18 protein-coding genes are annotated in these 20,842 nt (G+C 41.3%); 15 read left to right on the plus strand and 3 right to left on the minus strand.

The window, feature by feature from the left end; translation table 11 throughout:
• The first annotated feature begins 72 nt into the window (after positions 1 to 72).
• From B5Y40_RS16555 to B5Y40_RS16575, 5 genes are all read left to right on the plus strand, one after another.
• Entirely contained in the window at positions 73 to 2,052 is a 1,980-nt protein-coding gene (locus B5Y40_RS16555; RefSeq protein ID WP_079687896.1) for an alpha-ketoacid dehydrogenase subunit alpha/beta, read from the plus strand.
• A 134-nt stretch (positions 2,053 to 2,186) separates the two neighbouring features.
• On the plus strand, positions 2,187 to 4,421 hold the full coding sequence (locus tag B5Y40_RS16560; RefSeq protein ID WP_079687897.1) for a hypothetical protein: 2,235 nt from the start codon (positions 2,187 to 2,189) through the stop codon (positions 4,419 to 4,421).
• Between the two features lie 8 nt (positions 4,422 to 4,429).
• A complete protein-coding gene (ytxJ, locus tag B5Y40_RS16565; protein WP_079688469.1) occupies positions 4,430 to 4,771 on the plus strand; it encodes a bacillithiol system redox-active protein YtxJ in 342 nt (113 codons plus the stop codon).
• Positions 4,772 to 4,937: 166 nt separating this feature from the next.
• Positions 4,938 to 5,663, plus strand: coding sequence for a hypothetical protein (locus B5Y40_RS16570; protein WP_245840595.1), 726 nt, complete (start codon positions 4,938 to 4,940; stop codon positions 5,661 to 5,663).
• A gap of 82 nt (positions 5,664 to 5,745) precedes the next feature.
• Positions 5,746 to 6,615, plus strand: coding sequence for an aldo/keto reductase (locus B5Y40_RS16575; RefSeq protein ID WP_079687898.1), 870 nt, complete (start codon positions 5,746 to 5,748; stop codon positions 6,613 to 6,615).
• On the opposite strand, the gene B5Y40_RS16580 is transcribed toward B5Y40_RS16575, so the two are convergent.
• Positions 6,612 to 7,148 carry a hypothetical protein gene (locus B5Y40_RS16580; RefSeq protein ID WP_143785797.1) on the minus strand — a complete coding sequence of 179 codons (537 nt, stop codon included), beginning with the start codon at positions 7,146 to 7,148 and terminating at the stop codon, positions 6,612 to 6,614. The two genes, B5Y40_RS16575 and B5Y40_RS16580, sit on opposite strands and share 4 nt — an antisense overlap.
• Positions 7,149 to 7,367: 219 nt before the next feature.
• On the opposite strand from B5Y40_RS16580, the gene uvrA reads away from it, so the two are divergent.
• The 4 genes from uvrA (at position 7,368) to B5Y40_RS16600 (ending at position 12,354) form a co-directional block, all read left to right on the plus strand.
• Positions 7,368 to 10,217 carry an excinuclease ABC subunit UvrA gene (uvrA, locus tag B5Y40_RS16585; protein WP_079687900.1) on the plus strand — a complete coding sequence of 950 codons (2,850 nt, stop codon included), beginning with the start codon at positions 7,368 to 7,370 and terminating at the stop codon, positions 10,215 to 10,217.
• A 52-nt stretch (positions 10,218 to 10,269) separates the two neighbouring features.
• The gene (locus B5Y40_RS16590; RefSeq protein WP_079687901.1) at positions 10,270 to 10,518 is read left to right on the plus strand and encodes a hypothetical protein; all 249 of its coding nucleotides are present in this window, start codon (positions 10,270 to 10,272) and stop codon (positions 10,516 to 10,518) included.
• A gap of 71 nt (positions 10,519 to 10,589) precedes the next feature.
• Positions 10,590 to 11,654, plus strand: a complete 1,065-nt coding sequence (locus B5Y40_RS16595) for a sensor histidine kinase (protein WP_185145735.1) — start codon at positions 10,590 to 10,592, stop codon at positions 11,652 to 11,654.
• A complete protein-coding gene (locus tag B5Y40_RS16600; RefSeq protein ID WP_079687902.1) occupies positions 11,632 to 12,354 on the plus strand; it encodes a LytR/AlgR family response regulator transcription factor in 723 nt (240 codons plus the stop codon). The genes B5Y40_RS16595 and B5Y40_RS16600 overlap by 23 nt, the downstream gene beginning before the upstream one ends.
• A 70-nt stretch (positions 12,355 to 12,424) precedes the next feature.
• Here B5Y40_RS16600 and B5Y40_RS16605 read toward each other — a convergent pair whose 3' ends face one another.
• A complete protein-coding gene (locus B5Y40_RS16605) occupies positions 12,425 to 12,793 on the minus strand; it encodes a hypothetical protein (protein WP_079687903.1) in 369 nt (122 codons plus the stop codon).
• 58 nt (positions 12,794 to 12,851) lie between these two features.
• On the minus strand, positions 12,852 to 13,982 hold the full coding sequence (hemW, locus tag B5Y40_RS16610) for a radical SAM family heme chaperone HemW (RefSeq protein WP_079687904.1): 1,131 nt from the start codon (positions 13,980 to 13,982) through the stop codon (positions 12,852 to 12,854).
• Positions 13,983 to 14,051: 69 nt separating this feature from the next.
• Between hemW and B5Y40_RS16615 the strand changes: the two genes are divergently transcribed.
• The 6 genes from B5Y40_RS16615 (at position 14,052) to porM (ending at position 20,842) form a co-directional block, all read left to right on the plus strand.
• Positions 14,052 to 15,155 carry a DUF4271 domain-containing protein gene (locus B5Y40_RS16615; protein ID WP_079687905.1) on the plus strand — a complete coding sequence of 368 codons (1,104 nt, stop codon included), beginning with the start codon at positions 14,052 to 14,054 and terminating at the stop codon, positions 15,153 to 15,155.
• A gap of 23 nt (positions 15,156 to 15,178) precedes the next feature.
• Positions 15,179 to 15,955, plus strand: coding sequence for a uroporphyrinogen-III synthase (locus tag B5Y40_RS16620; protein WP_079687906.1), 777 nt, complete (start codon positions 15,179 to 15,181; stop codon positions 15,953 to 15,955).
• 209 nt (positions 15,956 to 16,164) lie between these two features.
• Positions 16,165 to 17,115, plus strand: a complete 951-nt coding sequence (locus tag B5Y40_RS16625) for a PorP/SprF family type IX secretion system membrane protein (protein WP_079687907.1) — start codon at positions 16,165 to 16,167, stop codon at positions 17,113 to 17,115.
• 127 nt (positions 17,116 to 17,242) lie between these two features.
• Complete coding sequence (gene porK, locus B5Y40_RS16630; RefSeq protein WP_079687908.1) at positions 17,243 to 18,334, plus strand: T9SS ring complex lipoprotein PorK/GldK; 1,092 nt, start codon at positions 17,243 to 17,245, stop codon at positions 18,332 to 18,334.
• A gap of 61 nt (positions 18,335 to 18,395) precedes the next feature.
• On the plus strand, positions 18,396 to 19,214 hold the full coding sequence (gene porL / locus B5Y40_RS16635; RefSeq protein ID WP_079687909.1) for a type IX secretion system motor protein PorL/GldL: 819 nt from the start codon (positions 18,396 to 18,398) through the stop codon (positions 19,212 to 19,214).
• Positions 19,215 to 19,255: 41 nt separating this feature from the next.
• Positions 19,256 to 20,842, plus strand: a complete 1,587-nt coding sequence (porM, locus tag B5Y40_RS16640; RefSeq protein ID WP_079687910.1) for a type IX secretion system motor protein PorM/GldM — start codon at positions 19,256 to 19,258, stop codon at positions 20,840 to 20,842.

Below are 20,842 nucleotides of genomic sequence, written 5' to 3' on the forward strand. Positions count from 1 at the left end.
ATGTATTAAGAATTTATGGAATCTCACGAAAGTGAAAAACTCGCTTAACTTTGCCCGATATTAAATGCCCGTATGAAGTTTATCCGAAAGAACTACACAGACGACATCCTCAAAAAGTTATACGAGTCTTTATTGTTTCCGAGAATGATTGAGGAGAAGATGCTTATTCTGCTTCGACAAAATAAAATCAGTAAGTGGTTTAGTGGTATAGGGCAGGAAGCAATATCGGTGGGAATTACACAGGCACTTCATCCGGAAGAGTATATTTTGCCGATGCACCGTAACCTGGGTGTATTTACCGGTCGCGATATACCATTCGAAAAACTTTTTGCACAATGGCAAGGCACGATGGCGGGCTTTACCAAAGGGAGAGACCGCTCGTTTCACTTCGGTACCAACGAACATCACATTGTTGGTATGATCTCACACTTGGGTCCACAAAACGGTGTGGCCGATGGTATTGCGCTGGCTACTAAATTAAAAGGTGAGAAGAAAGTAACCGTTGTGTTTAATGGTGATGGCGGAACAAGCCAGGGCGATTTTCATGAAGCTATCAACGTGGCGGCCGTGTGGGATCTGCCCGTAATTTTTGTTGTTGAAAATAACGGGTATGGATTGTCAACACCCAGTAGCGAACAATTCCGTTGCAAGAATTTCATTGACAAAGCGATTGGCTATGGTATAGAAGGTATACAGGTAGATGGTAACAATGTGCTTGAAGTATATGATACAATATTATCGATAGCAGATAAACTTCGCGAAAACCCTCGCCCGATACTATTGGAGTGTATAACCTTCAGAATGCGTGGTCATGAAGAGGCCTCCGGTACAAAGTATGTCCCGAAAGAATTAATGGACACCTGGGCAAAGAAAGATCCTGTAGAGAACTTTGAGAAATACCTGGTAGAGCAAGGTGTTATCGATGCTATATATATAGAACAAACGCGGAAGAAGTTTAAAAAAGAAATTGAAGAAGGCCTGGAGGTTGCTTTTCAGGAGACACATCCCCAGCCTGATACAGAACGCGAACTAAACGATGTATATACACCGTTCACGCAGACTATCATTCAACCATCTACAGATAAAAAATCAGAGAAGCGTTTCATAGACGCGATCAGCGATGGCTTACGACAAAGTATGGAGCGCTTCGACAACCTGGTGTTGATGGGACAAGATATAGCAGAGTATGGTGGTGTATTTAAAATAACGGAAGGGTTCGTTGAGAAATTTGGAAAAGGCAGAGTAAGAAATACACCCTTGTGTGAAGCTGCTATAGTGGGTACAGCGTTGGGTTTATCTGTGAAGGCCATGAAGGCGATGGTGGAAATGCAGTTCGCAGATTTTGTTACCGAAGGTTTTAATCAGATCGTAAATAACCTGGCGAAAACACACTGGCGCTGGGGACAGTCGGCAGATGTAGTGGTACGTATGCCCACAGGTGCGGGTACTGCTGCTGGTCCTTTTCATTCTCAAAGTAATGAAGCCTGGTTCTTTCATACACCAGGATTGAAGATTGTATATCCATCGAATCCGTATGACGCGAAAGGACTGCTATGTGCTGCACTCGAAGATCCGAATCCAGTAATGTACTTCGAGCATAAACTCTTGTACCGAACGTTGAAAGATTTTATACCGGACGATTATTATACCATCGAGATCGGTAAAGCAAAACTTATTCGTGAAGGCGAATCTCTATCCATCATTACCTATGGCATGGGTGTACATTGGGCCACAGAAATTATGGATACACTTCCGGATGTAAAAGCAGATATAGTTGACCTGCGAACATTATTGCCGTGGGATAAAGATGCCGTGCTGGAAACGGTGAAGAAGACAAACCGCGTACTTGTGCTGCATGAAGATACACTTACTGGCGGTGTGGGTGCCGAGATTGCCGCGTGGATCAGTGAGCATTGTTTTCAACACCTCGATGCCCCGGTAATGAGAGAAGCCAGTCTCGATACAGCGATTCCGTTCGCGCCTACGTTGGAGCAGAACTTCTTGCCTAAGATCAGATTGAAAAATAAAATTGAAGAATTGCTGAAATACTGATAAGGTCATTATTTTGACCTTCATAAAATTCAATAAAACGCTTTATCATACGTTCTGAAAGGCAGAACGTAATTTTTAATTATCTTAGCCTGTTTCTTTTCCATTTTTTGAACGCAAGAACCTACAATAGCATAATGAGTTTTTCAACGATCGCGAAGTCGTTAGGTCTTGCTATAATTCTTTTTTTCCTGGCGCTTCCTGCTTTAGCACAAAATACAAAAGGTGACAGACCTCAATCATCGGGTGGAGGCACCAAGCGGGAAAACAGATTTAAGCTTTTTAAAAAGAAAAATCAGAGATCGAAAGCTCCCAGCTACGGTCGTTCAAAACCCAGAAGATCATCACGGGCAAGTACGGCCCGAAAAGAATCTAAGCCAGGTAAATCAATAGCGAATTTCCCACGGACAGAGTCTAAGCCAAGCAATAAACAAAGAGCGTGGCGAGGTGATATAACCGGAAGACGCATTCGAACAAAAGGTAAGGATAGTGCTGGAAGTGGCAGAAATGTATACCCACAAAGTGGACGCTACGCGAATAGCAGGCCAAGTGAAAGACAACGTGCATGGCGTGGCTCGGCTTCTGGTTCACCTGTTCAAACACGAAGCAGAACTGGCAGTACGAAGAATGTATACTCTCAACGCTGGAAGTATGTACATAACCCTTCACGAACTCCGCAGACAAAACAACGCGCAGTTTCCAACCGCTCTACACTGGCTCGTCTAAATAGATTGCAAGGCAGCGCAGACGGCACACCTCCCAGAAGAAAAAGAAAAGTAGTTCCACGCTCGGCTTCACGTTCGTACATCGCACGAAGAAGCACAAATATATATGCAAGCTTCCCGCGCCCGAAGCGCAAACAGGAAAGAGCTTATAAAGGAGATATATCAGGACGAAGACTGCGAACAAAGAATTATGAAACGCCACGGCCCGGTATAAGTTCTCCGGGATTTAAACCTTATGCCGGAAGAAAGCGTGTTGGCGAAAGACCTTACCGAGGCCCGGCAGCAGGAAGCTACCGTTCGGCTACACGCACAAAACCTAAAGCATGGACAGGTGATATTACCGGAAGAAGAATTCGGGGAAGAAATTATACCAGTAAAAAACGAGTAGAGGGCACACCTTCTTTGCATCGTGGTACGCGCTCAGCCACCGGTTCATCAGGTATATTAGGAAAGCTTCCACCCAAGTCTCCGGGTATACGAGCAAGCCAAATGGGCCGGTATCAATTGAAATTAAGAGGCCGCAGATCTTCTGCAGGAGGAGGAAGTGTGAGCGGTAGATTATGGAATAACAAACAGTCTGCTATACCTACACGTCCTCCCGGTGCAAGATCGATGGGCATCGGAGCATTTTCCGGCAATATTAAACGTCAACGACCTTTAAAGGGCGGAGGAAGTGTGAGCGGAAAACTTTGGAACAATAAACAAACTGCTATACCTACACGTCCTCCAGGTGCGAGGTCGATGGGTATTGGACAATTCTCCGGCAACATTAAACGCCAACGACCATTGAAGGGCGGAGGAAGTGTGAGCGGAAAAATATGGAATAATAAAGAGACCGCTATACCTGTAAGAATACCGGGTGCGAAATCTATGGGTATGCGCAATTTCTCCGGCAACATAAAAGTGGGCAGACCTCAAAAGGGTGGAGGAAGTGTGAGTGGTAAATTATGGAATAATAAAGAGGCTGCAATTCAGACGAAGACCCCACCAGCATCTGCTCGTAAAGTAGGTGGCTATCCTGGAAAGATAAAGATGTTCCAACTATATCCCGGATTCTCAGATCAAGGTGAAGAATTTACAGGGCATATTAAACGTCCACGTTTCTGGAAAGACTATATTAAGAATCCGAAAGCCAACGAAGAGGCTATAAAGAAAAAGCGACCAAAGAGCGCAACGTATGCGGTAGGCGAATTGCAGATCAGAGTAAAACAACGCCCGCATGACAAAAAGAAAAATGCTCCCGAAGATGCATTGCCTGGGTTGACGCCTACAAAAGAGACAACCAAAGCAAGTCAGTATGCTCGGGGTGTTCGCCGTACGTGGGACTATATCCGCAATCCAAGTAGTGCAGAAGACGCAAGAAAAGTCCGTGAACCCGGAAAAGCGTTCGCGCGCGCTACAGATTATCAGGGTAACATCAAAATGCAAAAATTCAGATTCTTCGAGAAAAATCGCTCGTTACATCCCGATGCGAAGTTTGTGAAGATCAATAAAAATAATGTTGATGGAGAACGTGATCTGCTCACGAACTTTAAGCTATGGTGGGCGCGTTTATTTAAGAAAGAAGAAACACAACCAGATCACCTGAAGGATAAAGGCCATAAGCCTCGTTATGATAAAGGTGAGAAAGGACTGTGGTATGAATGAGGAAGCTTATGAACTGGAATGAACTAAACACCGTGAGTCAACTCGAGCAGATCCGGGAAGAATCAAAAGAAAAACCTGTTGTAATTTTTAAGCATAGCACACGCTGCTCCACCAGTCGTATGGTGCTAGACAGGTTGGAGCGTAATTGGAAGCCAGAAGAACTTGGTCATGTTAAAGCATACTTTCTGGATCTTATTTCCTATCGGGAAGTATCAAATCAGATTGCAGAGCAATTCGATATTGAGCATGAATCCCCTCAATTGCTGATTATATCCGATGGTAAAGCTATTTACGATCGTTCACATTTAGGAATAGATTACCACCAGATTCGCGAAGAGCTTAAGAACTAAACCTTCGTTTGTGTAAAAGATTCAGGGGGTTTCTAAGTTTAAAACTCTTCCCGATGGCCGAATTCTTAAAATAAATCGAGCGGACAAAAATCCTGTGAATAACTTCAGGATAGTATTTGCGTTAGGTATTTAAAATTCTAAATTTATTGTAAAGATTCTTGTGAGGATGCGGTCTGTAAAGGTTTTAATTCTATCATTCTTAGCTATAACGTTAGCGTCACGTGTTGATGCGCAGACACAGGACAGCTATGATTATCAATCTGAATTTACGTGGGGTATAAATAAGAACACGGCCGGTGGTCTGATCGGTGGATTGGTTTTCAAAAAAGCCAGAAAGCTTAATGATCGTACGTTGGAGACTTTCGGTTTGGAGATCATGAATGTAAAACACCCACAAGAGGTTCGTACCAATTCCATTAATACCGGCAACTTCTTTATCTACGGAAAAAGTAATTATTTATACGCGTTCCGCCTTCAATATGGTCGCGATCGGATTCTTTTCAAAAAAGCTCCTCAACAGGGTGTAGAAATCAAAGGTATATTAGCAGTTGGCCCTACACTGGGTATTGTTGCTCCATACTATGTTGAGTATGCCCGCAGCAACGATCTTGTTTCAAGATCTGTACAATATCAAGAAGGAATGGCTGCTGAAGATATACTCGGTACAGGAAGATTATTCGAAGGTATAGGAGACTCTAAATTGGTACCAGGAGCAAACTTAAAAGCTGCTATAAACTTTGAGTTAGGAACAACCAAAAGCCAGGTAACGGGATTTGAAGCTGGCTTTCTTCTGGACGCCTATACCAAAAAAATCGACTTGATGCCCGCTGCTAAAAATTACTCAGTGTTCCCAACACTCTTCATCACGCTTTTCTACGGAACCAGAAAATAATAAGTTCTCCGTAATCCTACTTTCTTATTGTTATTTAAAAATGTTCGGCTTAGGTTGACAGTATATTTGATATTGTCATTCTATGGAACGAAGAAAACTTCATGCACAGGGTCCTGTGTTTTCACGCATTATAGCAGGAGCATGGCGATGGAATTTACCTGAAGCGGCCGTAAATCAATTGATAGATGCTTCTCTCGAACAAGGCATCACAACGTTTGATCATGCTGACATTTACGGTGATCACAGCAATGAAGTGATCTTCGGAAATATACTTCGCAGAAATCCGTCTCTTCGTCAGAAGATGGAGTTAGTAACGAAATGCGGTATAAAATTTCCATCGGCTCACCGACCCTCCAGCTGGGTGAAGCACTATGATACATCGCGTGAACATATATTTTGGTCAGTAGAGAATTCCTTAAAGACGCTTGCGACCGATCGGATCGATTTGTTATTAATTCATCGGCCTGATCCTTTACTAAACCCTGAAGAAGTTGCAGAGGCCTTCGGCTTGTTGAAGCAAAGTGGTAAAGTACTTCACTTTGGTGTTTCCAATTTTACACCGGCTCAGTTTGAAATGTTACAAAGCTATATATCATTCCCGCTCGTAACGAATCAGATTGAAATATCATTGGCTAGTCATGCTCCATTATTTGATGGATCATTAGATATACTCATGAAGCATCGTGTGGCTCCTATGGCTTGGTCGCCTTTGGGCGGAGGTAAACTTATAGCTGACCATGCTGCAGTTTTTTCAAAGGCATCGAAGTATACAGCTACAGAAACACAGATGGCATTAGCATGGCTTTTGAAACATCCGGCCGGAATTTTCCCTGTGATTGGTACAACGAAACCAGAACGTATTGCAGAAAGTGCACACGCTATAGATATTAATCTTGATGTACAGGATTGGTTTGAAATGCTAAAGATCGTGCAAGGCAAAGAGATGCCTTAGTATACTTTACTTTTTCGCAGAAGCAGTCCATCTTTTCGAAGTTTGATGATTAGTGTACTGATTCCTACTACAAGCATCATCACGATGCAGATCATGGAAAAGGAGTGATCGTTAAAAATCCAAGGCATGATCGTAAGTACTATAAAGATAATTCCTGTTATAGTCCAAAGCGGGTCTGTCATGAATGTATCTTCAGGTTCAGTCCTGAGATCAAGCTTAATTTGGTGATCATGTTTTAACAGGATCATCCATTTTTTATAATCCCAGATGATCAGAAAAATTGTTGCCAGTAGCATGAGCGTTGTAATGACTGGGGTTCCCATTCCAAAATTAATGGAGTGTGTAATGACGAATACATTCAAAATAATCGGAAAGAATACCATTGCCCCAACCGTTGCAAAACGCTGTGTCATTAGTAATGCTCCGGCAATAAACTGACCCCAGCCCAGAAAATTCCAGTAAAAACCTGTCTGATACATCGCTTCAAAAAAATAACCAACGGGTTCCGTTGGTGGAATGCTAGTAAATCGCATACTTTTAATCTTGACAATCGAAGCGAAAACAAAAGCAAACCCAATAAGGTAACGCGCGTAAATTACCGTAAGCTTAAAGAATAAAAGCTTTTTTAGCGTATCGATAAGTTTCATGAACGACAGACAAGCAAGAGAAATGAGATGTTACAGGTCTTTTTTCATTTTGCCGGAAACATTCAGTGAAGCATTTTTGTATTCCTCTTATTGCAAAGTTTCATCATGGCGAAAGCATCAGCAGACAAGAAAGTTATTGACCAGACAGGTCATGAGAATATTGAAGTAATCGGGGCGCGTGAGCATAATCTCAAAAACATCAATGTTGAGTTTCCCCGAAACAAACTCGTAGTAATTACAGGCATCAGCGGTAGCGGTAAATCATCGCTCGCGTTTGATACCATTTATGCGGAAGGGCAACGAAGGTATATGGAAAGTTTCTCGGCATATGCGCGAAGCTTTCTCGGCAATCTTGAGCGACCTGACGTAGACAAGATCAATGGATTGAGTCCGGTGATTTCTATCGAACAAAAAACAACGTCACGCAATCCGCGATCAACAGTAGGAACCGTAACCGAGATCTATGATTTCATGCGCCTGCTATATGCTCGTGCAGGCGAAGCTTTCTCCTACTTGTCAGGCGAGAAGATGGTGCGCCAGTCCGAAGAACAAATACTCGATGCTATACTTCAGAACTTCAAGAATAAGAAACTTATTCTGTTGGCTCCCATTGTAAAAGGACGTAAAGGTCATTACCGTGAATTGTTTCAGCAGATCAGAAAATCTGGTTATACCAAAGTGCGTGTAGACGGTGAGTTGCAAGACATTACTGCGAAGATGCAACTCGATCGGTATAAAATTCACGATATAGAAGTGGTGATTGATCGCATTGTAGTAGATCCGAAAGATCGCCATCGTATAGGGCAGTCCATTACTAAATCGCTGAAGGAAGGTAAAGGAATTATTATGGTGATGGAGGAGAACGGAAAGGTTCATCACTTTTCTAAATTCCTGATGGATCCTAAAACAGGTTTATCGTACGATGAGCCTGCACCAAATATGTTTTCTTTCAACTCTCCGTATGGTGCTTGCCCAACGTGCAATGGCCTCGGACAAATTGAAGAGATCACGGAAGAGTCAATTATACCAGACAAAAAATTAAGTATCAGTCGTGGAGGTTTCCTTCCCTTGGGAGAGTACCGCGACATTTGGATTTTCAAAAAGATAGAAGTAATTCTCAAGCGGTATAAACTTACGTTGAGTACACCCATCAAAGAATTTCCTAAAGAAGCGTTGAAAGTTTTATTGTATGGCGATGATGAACCTGTAGCAGTAGCATCGGTAAAATATCCGGGTACGGAATGGAACACGCGGTTTGAAGGAATCATTAATTTTTTGGAGAAGCAACGCGATGAAGGCTCTGAAGCGATCAAGAAATGGGTGGAGGATTTCACCATTGTAAAAAAATGTCCGGAGTGTGATGGTGCACGACTAAAGAAAGAGTCACTTCATTTTAAAATTGATAATAAGAATATAGCAGAGTTGGCTATACTAGATGTACAGGCGCTCCAAAAATGGTTTGAAGGCTTAGAGAAAAGATTGAACGATAAACAACGCGTTATTGCTACAGAAGTATTGAAAGAGATACGCAAGCGTATCGGATTCTTACTCGATGTTGGTTTGGATTACTTGAATCTGAACAGGCCGATCAGAACATTAAGTGGAGGTGAATCGCAGCGCATCAGGCTGGCAACACAAATCGGAACGCAGCTCGTGGGAGTGCTATATATACTGGATGAGCCCAGTATTGGACTGCATGCCCGTGATAACGTAAAGCTTATCAAGGCACTCAAAGATTTGAGAGATATAGGAAACAGCGTTGTTGTAGTAGAGCATGATAAAGATATGATGCTGGAGTGTGACTATATTTTAGATATAGGGCCCGGTGCCGGTCGTCATGGTGGTCATGTGGTGGGAGCTGGTGACCCCAAAACATTTATAGCGAACAACAGTACTACCGCTAAATTTTTGAGCGGTAAGATTTCAATCCCTTACCTCAAAGAAAGAAGAAAAGGTTCCGGTGAGAAAATCGTTTTAGCGGGAGCATCCGGAAACAATCTCAAGAATATAACACTGGAAATTCCACTGGGTACGCTTACGTGTATAACGGGGGTTTCAGGTAGTGGAAAGTCAACGCTGATTCACGAGACACTATTCCCTATACTCAATCAGTATTTTTATAACTCAAGAACGGAACCATTACAACACGAAAAATTCGAAGGACTTGAACATGTTGATAAAGTAATTGAGGTGGATCAATCTCCAATTGGAAGAACGCCTCGTTCTAATCCGGCAACCTATACCGGAGTGTTCAGTGATATACGTGATCTGTTTGCACAGATGCCGGAAGCAAAAATAAGGGGCTATAAAACAGGTCGCTTCTCTTTTAACGTAAAGGGAGGACGCTGTGAAACGTGTGAAGGTGCCGGACTTCGTTTAATTGAAATGGAATTCCTTCCCGATGTACATGTACCTTGTGAAACCTGCAAAGGCAAGCGCTATAACCGCGAAACATTGGAAGTGCGTTTCAAAGGAAAATCGATTAGCGATGTACTTGATATGACGGTTGAAGAAGCTGTAGCATTCTTTGAAAATCAACCGAAGATCTTAAGGAAAATACAAACACTGAGCGAAGTTGGTTTAGGGTATATTTCACTTGGCCAACATGCAACAACGCTTTCCGGTGGAGAAGCTCAACGTGTTAAGCTGGCTACCGAACTTTCGAAACGCGATACAGGTAAAACGTTTTATATTCTTGACGAACCAACGACAGGGCTACACTTCCAGGACATAGCGCATTTGTTGGACGTATTGCAGAAGCTTGTAGATAAAGGCAATACAGTTTTGGTAATTGAGCATAATCTCGATGTAATCAAAGCGTCTGATTATATAGTAGACTTAGGTCCTGAAGGTGGTGCTAAAGGAGGAAAGATTATTGCCAAGGGAACTCCGGAAGAAGTTGCTAAAAGCACCTCAAGTTATACCGGAAAGTTTTTGAAAGCAGAGCTCAACTAGGACAAAATATTTATATAAACACTATAGCGATCAGTAATCTGATTGTCACACTATGAACGCAAGCACACGGCAATATCTTTTCGGAGCAATTTTTTTTGCGGTAGGTCTTTATCACATATATAGGCGCGACTATCTGGAAGCGTCTCTGTATTTACTTGCGGGGCTCTCATTCGTTTTCAATATGCTGGCATCAGAGCCTAAACTTATTGCCTATAAAAAAACACTCGTGATCATAACCTGGTCATTAATGATCGTTACGGCCCTGGTATTCCTGTACGTGCTTCAGTTTAAATTCTTGTAAGATACTTCTGCCATCCACATAAATCCTGGATCAGAAGGCTTCGATTTCTGTACTTTTGAGAAGCAGATAGAATGGTTAATAAGTATAGATTATATTGGAGCTTGCAGATTGGCGGATGGCTGCTATATGCCTTCATCCAAATCGTATCCAGCTTCCTGGCGTCCGGAGGAGGCGTTACTCCCAGGCGTATCATTTTTCTGCTGGTAGAAGCTGCCCTCTGCTTAATGGTAACGCATTTTTTCCGCGTCTTCCTCATTCGCTGGAAGTGGCTTTACTTCCCTATGCGGAAATTAATTCCAACGGTATTGATGGCTATCTTTGTTATGGGCATCATTGTATACTTTTTGCGCATACCGGTAAACCTGATCCTGGGACGACTGTTCGATCCGATTGTTGCATTCGATCCTTCGCAGATACTGGGCCAATCATTCTTCTATACTATCATATTTTTTCTCTGGTCTCTTTTCTATTTTACTTATCACTACTTCGATCAGTATAATAAATCATTGAAGTATGAAGCTTCAATGATCGAGATTGAATTGAATAACTTAAAGTCGCAGCTCAACCCACATTTTATATTTAATGCACTCAATAGTATCCGCGCACTGGTAGATGAAAATCCTGCGAAGTCGAAGCAGGCCATCAATCAACTCGCAAATATTTTAAGAAATAGTCTGGCCTCTGATAAGAAAGGCTTGACAAAATTTGACGATGAATTGCGCATTGTAAAAGATTACCTCGGTCTTGAAAGCATTCGTTTTGAAGAGCGACTTAAAACGGAGTTTGATATACATCCGGCATCCTATGGTTTCCTTGTGCCACCATTAATGATTCAGACGTTGGTGGAGAACGGGATCAAGCATGGAATTTCTAGGCTTACGAAGGGCGGCATGGTTCAGGTAAAAACATATGTTGACAACGACCGGATGAAGATCCATATTCGTAACACAGGACATTTAATAAACGGTGCGAAACGAAGTACTACAGGGCTTGGATTAAAAAATACTACGCAGCGATTAAAACTTATTTACGGAGATGAAGCGTCTTTCCGTATTGTAAACGAAAACGATAATTTTGTACTTACTGAAATTATAATTCCTCAACATATTACTTATGAGAGCATTAATCGTGGATGATGAGCGCCTCGCTCGGAAAGAATTAATGAAGTTACTGGAAGACCACCCGATGATAGAAGTAGTTGGGGAAGCTGCAAACGCTGAAGAAGCTATGCAACTGGTAAATGATTTGAATCCGGATTTATTATTTCTGGATATTCAGATGCCAGGTAAAACAGGATTCCAATTGTTGGAGGAACTGGATGGTGTTCCATTAGTTGTGTTCACAACGGCATACGATGAATTTGCATTGAAGGCTTTTGAGGTAAACGCACTTGATTACCTGCTGAAACCTATACAGCCGGAACGTTTATCTGAGACTGTATCGAAATTAGCTGAGAAGGAAAGGGCAAAGGTAGCGGCGATCCGCGGACCGGAGAAAAAGCTTGGACTTAACGATCAGGTATTTGTAAAAGATGGCGATCGTTGTTGGTTTGTAAGTCTTTCGAATGTACGCTTGTTTGAATCAGACGGTAATTATATCAAAGTATATTTTGATGCAAACCGTCCGATGATTCATAAGTCATTAAATGCATTGGATGAGAAATTAGATGAGCGTGCTTTCTTTCGTGCAAGTCGTAAACATATCGTTAATTTAAGTTGGGTTGAAGGCATTGAGCCCTGGTTCAACGGAGGTCTGATGGTAAAGCTTCGTGGTGGCGATAAAGTGGAGGTAAGCCGCAGGCAGGCCGCAAAATTTAAAGATATGATGAGCCTTTGATATATAGTATATGTAAGGTCTCATAGGCGATATATAGGTACTGATTGACGGCCAGAGAATTATAGCAACACTATGCTAGTACCAGTTCGATCAATTCCTTCTGTACGTTCCAGTCTTTGGCGAGTTTAAGCATCGCGGTAGCTTCCATTTCGGTAACATAGCCTTTCAGGTTATTGGCTTGCCATACCATGTTGATTAATTCGATGCGTTGCTCTTTGGGATAATCGCCAATGATTTCATTCAGGTAATCGCGTGCACGGTCGAATGCCGTAACATAATCCTGCGCTATAAAATCCAATGCCCACTTGTATTCAGCGTGCGCCTGCAGTTCATCAGCAGTTTTATCAAGGTCATTTTTTTCTTCTTCATCAAGTCCGTGGTAGTGGAAGATCACAGACTTTAAAAGCATGAATACTTTCTTTTCTTCAGAGGATTTCATTTTTGGGTCGGAGCAATCTCGAAAAATACAAAACTTCCATGAGCTAAAAAGCAATCGTCTACTTCAGCACGAATAAATCGGAAGCAATTTTATCAGCGAGCAGTTTTCCACGCTTTGTCAATAGGAGTGTATCATTTTCGAGGGTAGCAAGTTTTTGCGAACACAACGATTCGATGTATTGCTGGTGATCGGCCAACAAGTCATATCCGTAAAGCGCTTTCATTTTTTTTAGATCGGTTCCCCAATGTGTACGCAACGTGGTGAGTAAATAATCATTGATTTTATCTTCCACTGCGAGCGTCTCCAATGTAAACGGAATAATATTTTGTTGCAGGCTTCGAGTATAGGCAGCATTGTTATTGATGTTATACTGTCTGCTGTGCTCATTGTAGGAGTGTGCGCTAGGCCCAACCCCTAAATATTTCTCTTGCTTCCAGTAACTGCTGTTGTGTTTTGATTCAAAACCTTGTTGTGAGAAATTTGATATTTCGTATTGTTCAAAGCCCGCTGCTTCGAGCTGCTCTGTTAAAATCTCCAATTGCGTTGCAGCAATTTCATCTTCAGTGATTTTTAACTTTCCGGTAGCTGCCCATCTCCCGAAAACAGTTTTGTCTTCAATGGTAAGTGAGTAAGAGGAGATGTGTTCCGGAGAAAGGTCCAATGCTTGTTTAATATTATTTTTCCAGGCTATATCGTCTTGCCCGGGAATGGCATATATCAAATCGATGCTAATATTCTTAAATCCTATTGATCGAGCTTCATTCACGCAAGATTTAGCGGCTATACTATCATGGACCCGATTTAGAAATCGTAGCACATTGTCATCAAAAGATTGAATTCCTATACTTAAGCGATTTACTCCTGCACTGTAAAATTGTTTAAGATTAAGAATACTAAGATCGTCTGGATTCGCTTCAAGCGTAATTTCAGCTGCAGGGTTGACAATATAATTTTTATAAATCGTATCAAACAACATTTTTAATTCTTCTTCCGAAAGGAGAGAAGGAGTGCCTCCTCCAAAGTAAATCGTATTGATCGTTTCTCCTTTCACATAATCTTTTTGAAGGATCAGTTCACGTGAAATAGCTTTCACCAATTCGTTTTTTGTTTCAAGACTTGTTGAAAAATGAAAATCGCAGTAGTAACAAGCCTGTTTACAAAATGGAATATGTAAATAAATTCCTGCCATAAATCAATGTAAACTTACCAGCATTTCCGATATCAGACCAATTCTGATATTTTTGAATCTTTGTTATCTATGAAGGTAAACCGATATATCGTTCTCATTGGATTGTTGATCGCGAACATGTTTACATGTTATGCGGCTGATCTTATTGTGAAAAAGGATTTGAAGACAGAGTGGAAAGTTTTTCAGGACAATAAGTATGTTTCATTCAATGAGGCACAAGGAAGTATTTCGTCAGTTTACTTTTTGTTGAATGTAGCGGAATTTGGACAAGACGTATTAGTCATTAGAGATACCGGTCCGTTTAGCCTCTTTGTGAATGGTAAGTTTGTCGCGAATACGAAGCAAATCACATTGAAGATTGATAGCATTGGAAAAGTATTTTCATCCACGGCCATTACATTCGCCATCCACAAAGAAGATGCAATAACAAAGACACTCGTTACAGAAATTAAATCAACATCACCTCCTGTAAAATCCAATGAAGCATTAGTTCATCGCTCCACATCCTTTCGTGACTTTGCCGTTGTAAGTTTTATGATATTGATAATCATGTTGATCACCATTGTAAGACTCAATCCAAAGCTAGCGTCAGATTATTTCTCTATTACTAAAATATTCTCTCTACGTGAATCCGAAGATTCACAGGTATACTCGCGCATAACCAGCAGTACGAATATACTTTTTTATATTTTTTGCAGTTTGATGCTGGCGTATTACCTGATTATAATTTTTCATTTTGTTCCTGAGCATCATCCTATCGCATTCTTATTTCAATCGGAAAGTTTTGGAATGGCCATGCTTCAATGGTTGAAGTTGAGCGGAATTGTGTTGACTGCGTTTTTTATAAAGATCATTTTAGTATATGGTCTTACAGCAATGTTTGGCGCCAACGAACTGGCTGGAGTGCATTTTTTTAATTGGATGCGTGTAGTCTTGATTTTTTTCGGAGCCTTAACAATTGTGTTGTCCATCTATTTTATAATGCATGGTCAGCAAATAAAATTCTTCTCTGTATTACTTCAGCTTTTATCATGGGTGTTGGTAGGCTGGATGATCTTAATCGCTTTGAAATTAAGTAGTAAAATGGGACGATCTATGTTTCATTTATTTTCGTACATTTGTGCGACAGAATTGATACCCTTTCTGATTACACTTAAGGTATTGTACAATTAGCCTGAATTCGTCCACGTGTTGATATGAGTGAAATTGCTACTGACAGAATGCGTAAAGTAAAAAGCATTCTGGTAACCCAAGAGGCTCCGGCAGATGCTAACTCTCCATACTTAAAGCTTGCTGAAAAATTTAATCTGAAGATAGACTTCCGTCCGTTCATTCAGGTAGAGCCAGTGCCAGTAAAGGAGTTCCGCAAACAAAAGATTGATATCCTCAATCACACTGCTATAATTTTTACAAGCCGTAACGCGGTTGATCATTTTTTTCATATCTGCCAGGAGTTGAAGCTCGAGATGCCTCCAGAGATGAAGTATTTCTGTATTTCAGAACAAACCTCTAACTACCTTCAGAAGTATATTGTAATCCGTAAGCGGAAGATTTTTACCGGATTAAAAACTGCGCAGGATCTTTTAGAGATTCTCAAGAAACATAAAAACGAAAAGTATCTTTTCCCTTGTTCCGACATCCGTAAAAACGATATCCCTGATTTTCTGAGAGACGGAGGATACAACTATACAGAGGGAATTATTTATCATACCGTTGCTGCTGATCTTTCTGACCTCAAAGAAGTATTCTACGACATACTTGCATTTTTTAGTCCGTCAGGGATCAACTCACTGTTTGTTAACTTCCCAGAGTTTAAACAAAATAACACGCGCATCGCAGCGTTTGGTCCTACAACAGCCAAAGCTGTTCGTGATGCTGGCCTCCTGTTGGATATTGAGGCGCCACTTCCCAATGCACCTTCTATGACTGGAGCTCTTGAGCTCTATATTAAGAAGGCTAATGGCATAAAGTAGAGAATTTAATTGGACTGAAATAGTTAGTACTCACGCCTTCAATTGTTTATCTTAATGAACTTGAATTTCGGGAGCTTACTGCACTGACTTGAGTAAATAACTGCTTCATTCATTGAATATTACAAAGTGACATATTTTATTACACTTTAATTACATTTGTTGATAGTGTCGTAAAAAAGCATTTACTTTAAATCTACTTTTTAACCTCAATGCTGAAAAAGACTTTTTATACCCTCCTGTTTGCACTGACTGGATCAGGTGTTTTCGCTCAGCAAGATGCCTTGTTTACTCAGTACATGTTTAACAACCTGTACATGACACCTGCTTATGCTGGTGTCGATGGTGTAACTCGCCTGACAGCAATTCACAGGAGTCAATGGTTGGGATACCAATCAAGCTTCGGTGATGGTGGAGCTCCGACAACACAGATGATAAGTTTCAATACTCCTGTGTATCGCTTACGAAGCGGATTCGGTGCTTATGTTATGAATGACAAACTGGGCCCGCAAAACAATCTGGAAGCGCAGGCCATGTATGCTTATCATCTCGGTATAAAAGAGACTAAATTAAGTATTGGTATAAAAGCGGGTATATATTCCCAATCAGTTAACGGACAATACTATCGTTATATAGATGAAGGAGATCCTTTAATTGTAACAGGTAAAGAATCACAAGTACGTCCTGATTTAGGTCTTGGTATATTTTACAGAGCAGAGAAATACTATGCTGGTGTAGGCTTTAATCACTTGCTTCATTCGCAATTTGATTTTGGTGCTGACAGTGTACGCGGTGCGTTGGAGAATCATATTAATTTCACAGGTGGATATTTTTATGAAGTAAGTTTTGATTTACGTGTACAGTTTAGTGTTGCCGCTCGAACGGATTTAAATAAGACTCAACTGGATTTTGCTGGTATAGCATACTTGAAAGATACGATGTGGGGAGGGTTAGCGTTTAGACAAGGTGAAGCAGGAAGTTTGTTACTAGGATATGCTTTACTTAAGGACAAATCTTTGAAGCTTGGAACAGCTGTTGACTTTATTATAAAGGATCGAGAAGCCAAGGAAAATTTTTCGCTAGAAGTCATGTTGAGTTATGAGTTACCAGTGAATCCGGGCAGCGGTAAAAAAGTCGTTCGGACCCCTAGGTATAGACACTAAGCGACATTTGATTTTAGTATTTTTAAGAATTTATGGAATTTGTATTTACTTTCTTCAAAAAATAAAGCGAATAAAAATTAACTTTCGTCCCTCAAATTTTTTAGCGTAGACAAACTGAGATAGCAGTATGAATAAATCGGTTCTTTCAAAAGTAGTGTTAGTGCTTTCTGGTGCAGTGGCCAGTGCTTGCGGCTTGCTGGGCCTAGGAGGTGGTAAAGGTGGTGGTAACGACCAGGGCGAACTGGTAGGAGTTCCAGGCCGCGAAGGTTGGGTAATGACGATTCCTTACGGGATGGTTCCAATACCAGCGGGTACTTTCCACATGGGTCAAGCAGATGAAGACCCAGCATCTACACAGATCAACTTCAACAAGCAGGTTACAATCGGTTCATTCTTCATGGATGACACTGAGATAACCAACAACGAGTATCGCCAGTTCACAAACTTCTTTCTCGTTGATAACGGGACCATTGAAGGTTTTGAAACGGTAGATGCTGAAACATTCCGCCAAAAGTATTATCCTGATACTGCCTCTTGGGTTCGCGATTTTGCGCACCATATGGGAGATCCTATTCAGGATTATTATTACTGGCACCCAGGATACGATGACTATCCAGTGGTTGGTGTAAACTGGGATGCTGCTGTGTTCTTTGGGAAATGGAGAACAGCATATCTGAATGATTACAGAAAAAGTGTTGGTGATTTCCAAATGCCATCTTTCCGTCTGCCATCAGAGGCAGAGTGGGAATATGCAGCACGCGGAGGACGTGATATGGCAAAATACCCGTGGGGTAATCCATATATACGAAACTCTAAAGGCTGTATGCTTGCAAACTTTAAACCTGGTCGCGGTAACTTCTATGATGACGGCTTTGCCTATACATCACCAGTGCAAGCTTACTTCCCTAACGATTTCGGTTTGTATGATATGGCAGGTAACGTTTCTGAATGGTGCCTCGATGATTTCAACCCAGCATCCGTACCAACGGTTTGGGATTTGAACCCTCAGTACATAGATCCAAGAACTAACCCTGAAGGATCTCAATACAACCCTAAGATTCCTCCTAAAAAAGTAGTGCGTGGCGGATCGTGGAAAGATGTTGCATACTATCTTGAAACAGGTACACGTACATATGAATTTAAAGATTCCACCCGAGCTTACATAGGTTTCAGATGTGCTATGACTCACCTAGGTCGCTCATCAGGTCAGGAATTTTAATAGTAAAAAACTCTATCTATCTTTAAAAATATCAAAAGGCAAAACTTAAACCATTACTAAAATGAGCAAGAAAAAAGGCGGATTTACCGAACTTCTCTACAAAACCATAATGCCGAAAGTTTATGGTATTGGTGCGGCAGTTGTAATTATCGGTGCGTTATTTAAAATCCTTCACTTAACAGGTGCAGACGAGATGTTGATGATTGGACTTACAACTGAAGCAGTTATCTTCTTCTTAAGTGCCTTTGAACCGCCTCATCAAGAACCAGATTGGTCAAAAGTATATCCAGAACTTTCAGAAGACTATGAAGCTCCTGCTACTCCTACAAGAGTTTCAAATAAGCCAACTGCATCGTTAACTCAACAGCTTGACGCATCGCTTGAAAAAGCTAAAATCGGACCTGAACTTCTTGACAGTCTTGGTAAAGGACTTACCAATCTTGCTGAATCAGCAAAGAAGATGTCTAATCTTTCAGATGCTGCAGTAGCAACAAATGACTATGCTAACAATGTGAAGAAAGCTTCTGGTCAATTGCTTGAGATGAATAAGTCATATGATGTTGCTATCAAAGCTGTATCAAGTATGTCTGAAGCATCTAAAGATGCTGGTGAGTATCATTCACAAGTGCAAAAAGTAACAAAGAACCTGGCAGCGTTGAACTCAGTTTATGAAATGGAACTGAAGGATGCGGATAGCCATGTTAAGAATATGAACAAGTTCTACGAAAGTCTGACCGGTGCTATGAATGGTCTTTCTAAAGTAGGTGATAACACAGCGAAATTCACCAGCGAACTTGGTAAGCTTACAGATAATCTGACTGCCCTTAATCAAGTTTATGGTAGTATGCTTACTGCCATGAAAGGTGGCGGAAAAGCATAATGTTTGAAGGTTTCTATCGTTAAAAATTAAAACAACCAACAATGGCAGGTGGAAAAGAAACCCCCAGGCAGAAGATGATCGGTATGATGTACCTGGTACTTACTGCGCTTCTCGCGCTTCAGGTAAGTAACGCGGTACTTGAGAAATTCGCGATCATCAATGGCACACTGGAAGGGCTTATAAAGGAAAGTGCCGTAAAAAATGCTGCACAGCTGGGACAAATTGTAGCCGATGGCTCGAAGAGTTCCAAGCCCGAAATAGTTGAAGCTGTTAACAATGCTAAAAAAGTTCGCGAACTCGCGGACGGAATGGTAAAGTATGTTGATGGTGTAAAAAAGAGAATGATGCAAGAAGCAGGTGCTACGGACATAAATGAAAACTTCATAAATGACCATAGTTCCAAAGTTGCAACTTTGATGATCGACAAAACTACCAACGTTGGTACGGAGTTCGTGAAAAAGTTGAACGAATACACAAAGCAACTTGAAGCGTTGAGCGGACGGAAATTTGCAACATTAGCAAAGGCTCCGAAAGACATGGATGCTTTTAAGAATAATGAAAAGCACGCTAACAAGGACTTCTTAACGTTTACATTTGAGAACACTCCTCCAGTAGCTGCGTATGCATCTGTAACTCAAATTCAGACAGAGATTCTGGCAAATGAAGCGCTTGCATTAGATGAGCTTGCAAAAAAGGCTGGAGCAGGTGTAGTGAAATTTGATAAGATTGTTCCAATGGTTCGTCCTGTATCTTCAGTGGTAGCTGCAGGTGCGAAATATGAAGCAGATATGTTTATTACAGCATCGGCTTCTGGCTTAACACCTGAAATGTTTTATAACGGCAGCAAGCTGCCAATAAGCGATGAAGGTGGAGTAAAGATGGGTAAGGTAGAGTTTGTGGCTCGTGCAAATAGCTATGATAAGGATGGTTTCTCGAAGCAATCCTTCAAAGCGAAAATCTTGATTGACGGACAGCCTTATGAAAAGGATATCGATTTCCTCGTAGCGCAGCCTGTAATTCGTGTAACAACTGGTAATGCTCCAACTCTATACATGAACTGTGGTAACGTGGTGAATATAGAAGTACCAGCTCTTGGTACAAACTATAATCCTTCGTTCTCTGCAAACGGAGCAGCAGAAATAATAAAAGGTGACAAGCCAGGACGTGTAACGATTATCCCTAAGCAGAGAAAAATTACTGTTGCCGTGAGTAATGGTGGTGCTGCAATAGGAAATCAGTTATTCGAAGTTAAGAATGTTCCTGAACCTAAATTTATAGCGTACGTTGGCAACACTCCTGTTGATTTAAGAAGTGGAGTTCGTGCTAACCAGCTTGGTAATTTGAGAATCGTAGCTGAACCAGAAGCAAACTTCAAAGAAGAAGTACCGAAGGATGCTCGTTATAGAATTAAACGTGCTGAAATTATCCTTGGCCGTGGTACGGCAGGTGTGCAACGTTTAAATGCAACAAACGAAAATCCTGATTTACGTTCTTGGATTAGCCAGGCACGTCCGGGTGATCGTATTGTGATTGATATCAAGGATGCAATTCGCAGAACATATAAGGATGAAGAAGAAAAAGTTACTCCTAAAGGTTCAAGCGGTATCATCATGATTCCTGTGAATTAA

The organism is Ohtaekwangia koreensis (assembly GCF_900167975.1).
GTDB lineage: Bacteria > Bacteroidota > Bacteroidia > Cytophagales > Cyclobacteriaceae > Ohtaekwangia > Ohtaekwangia koreensis.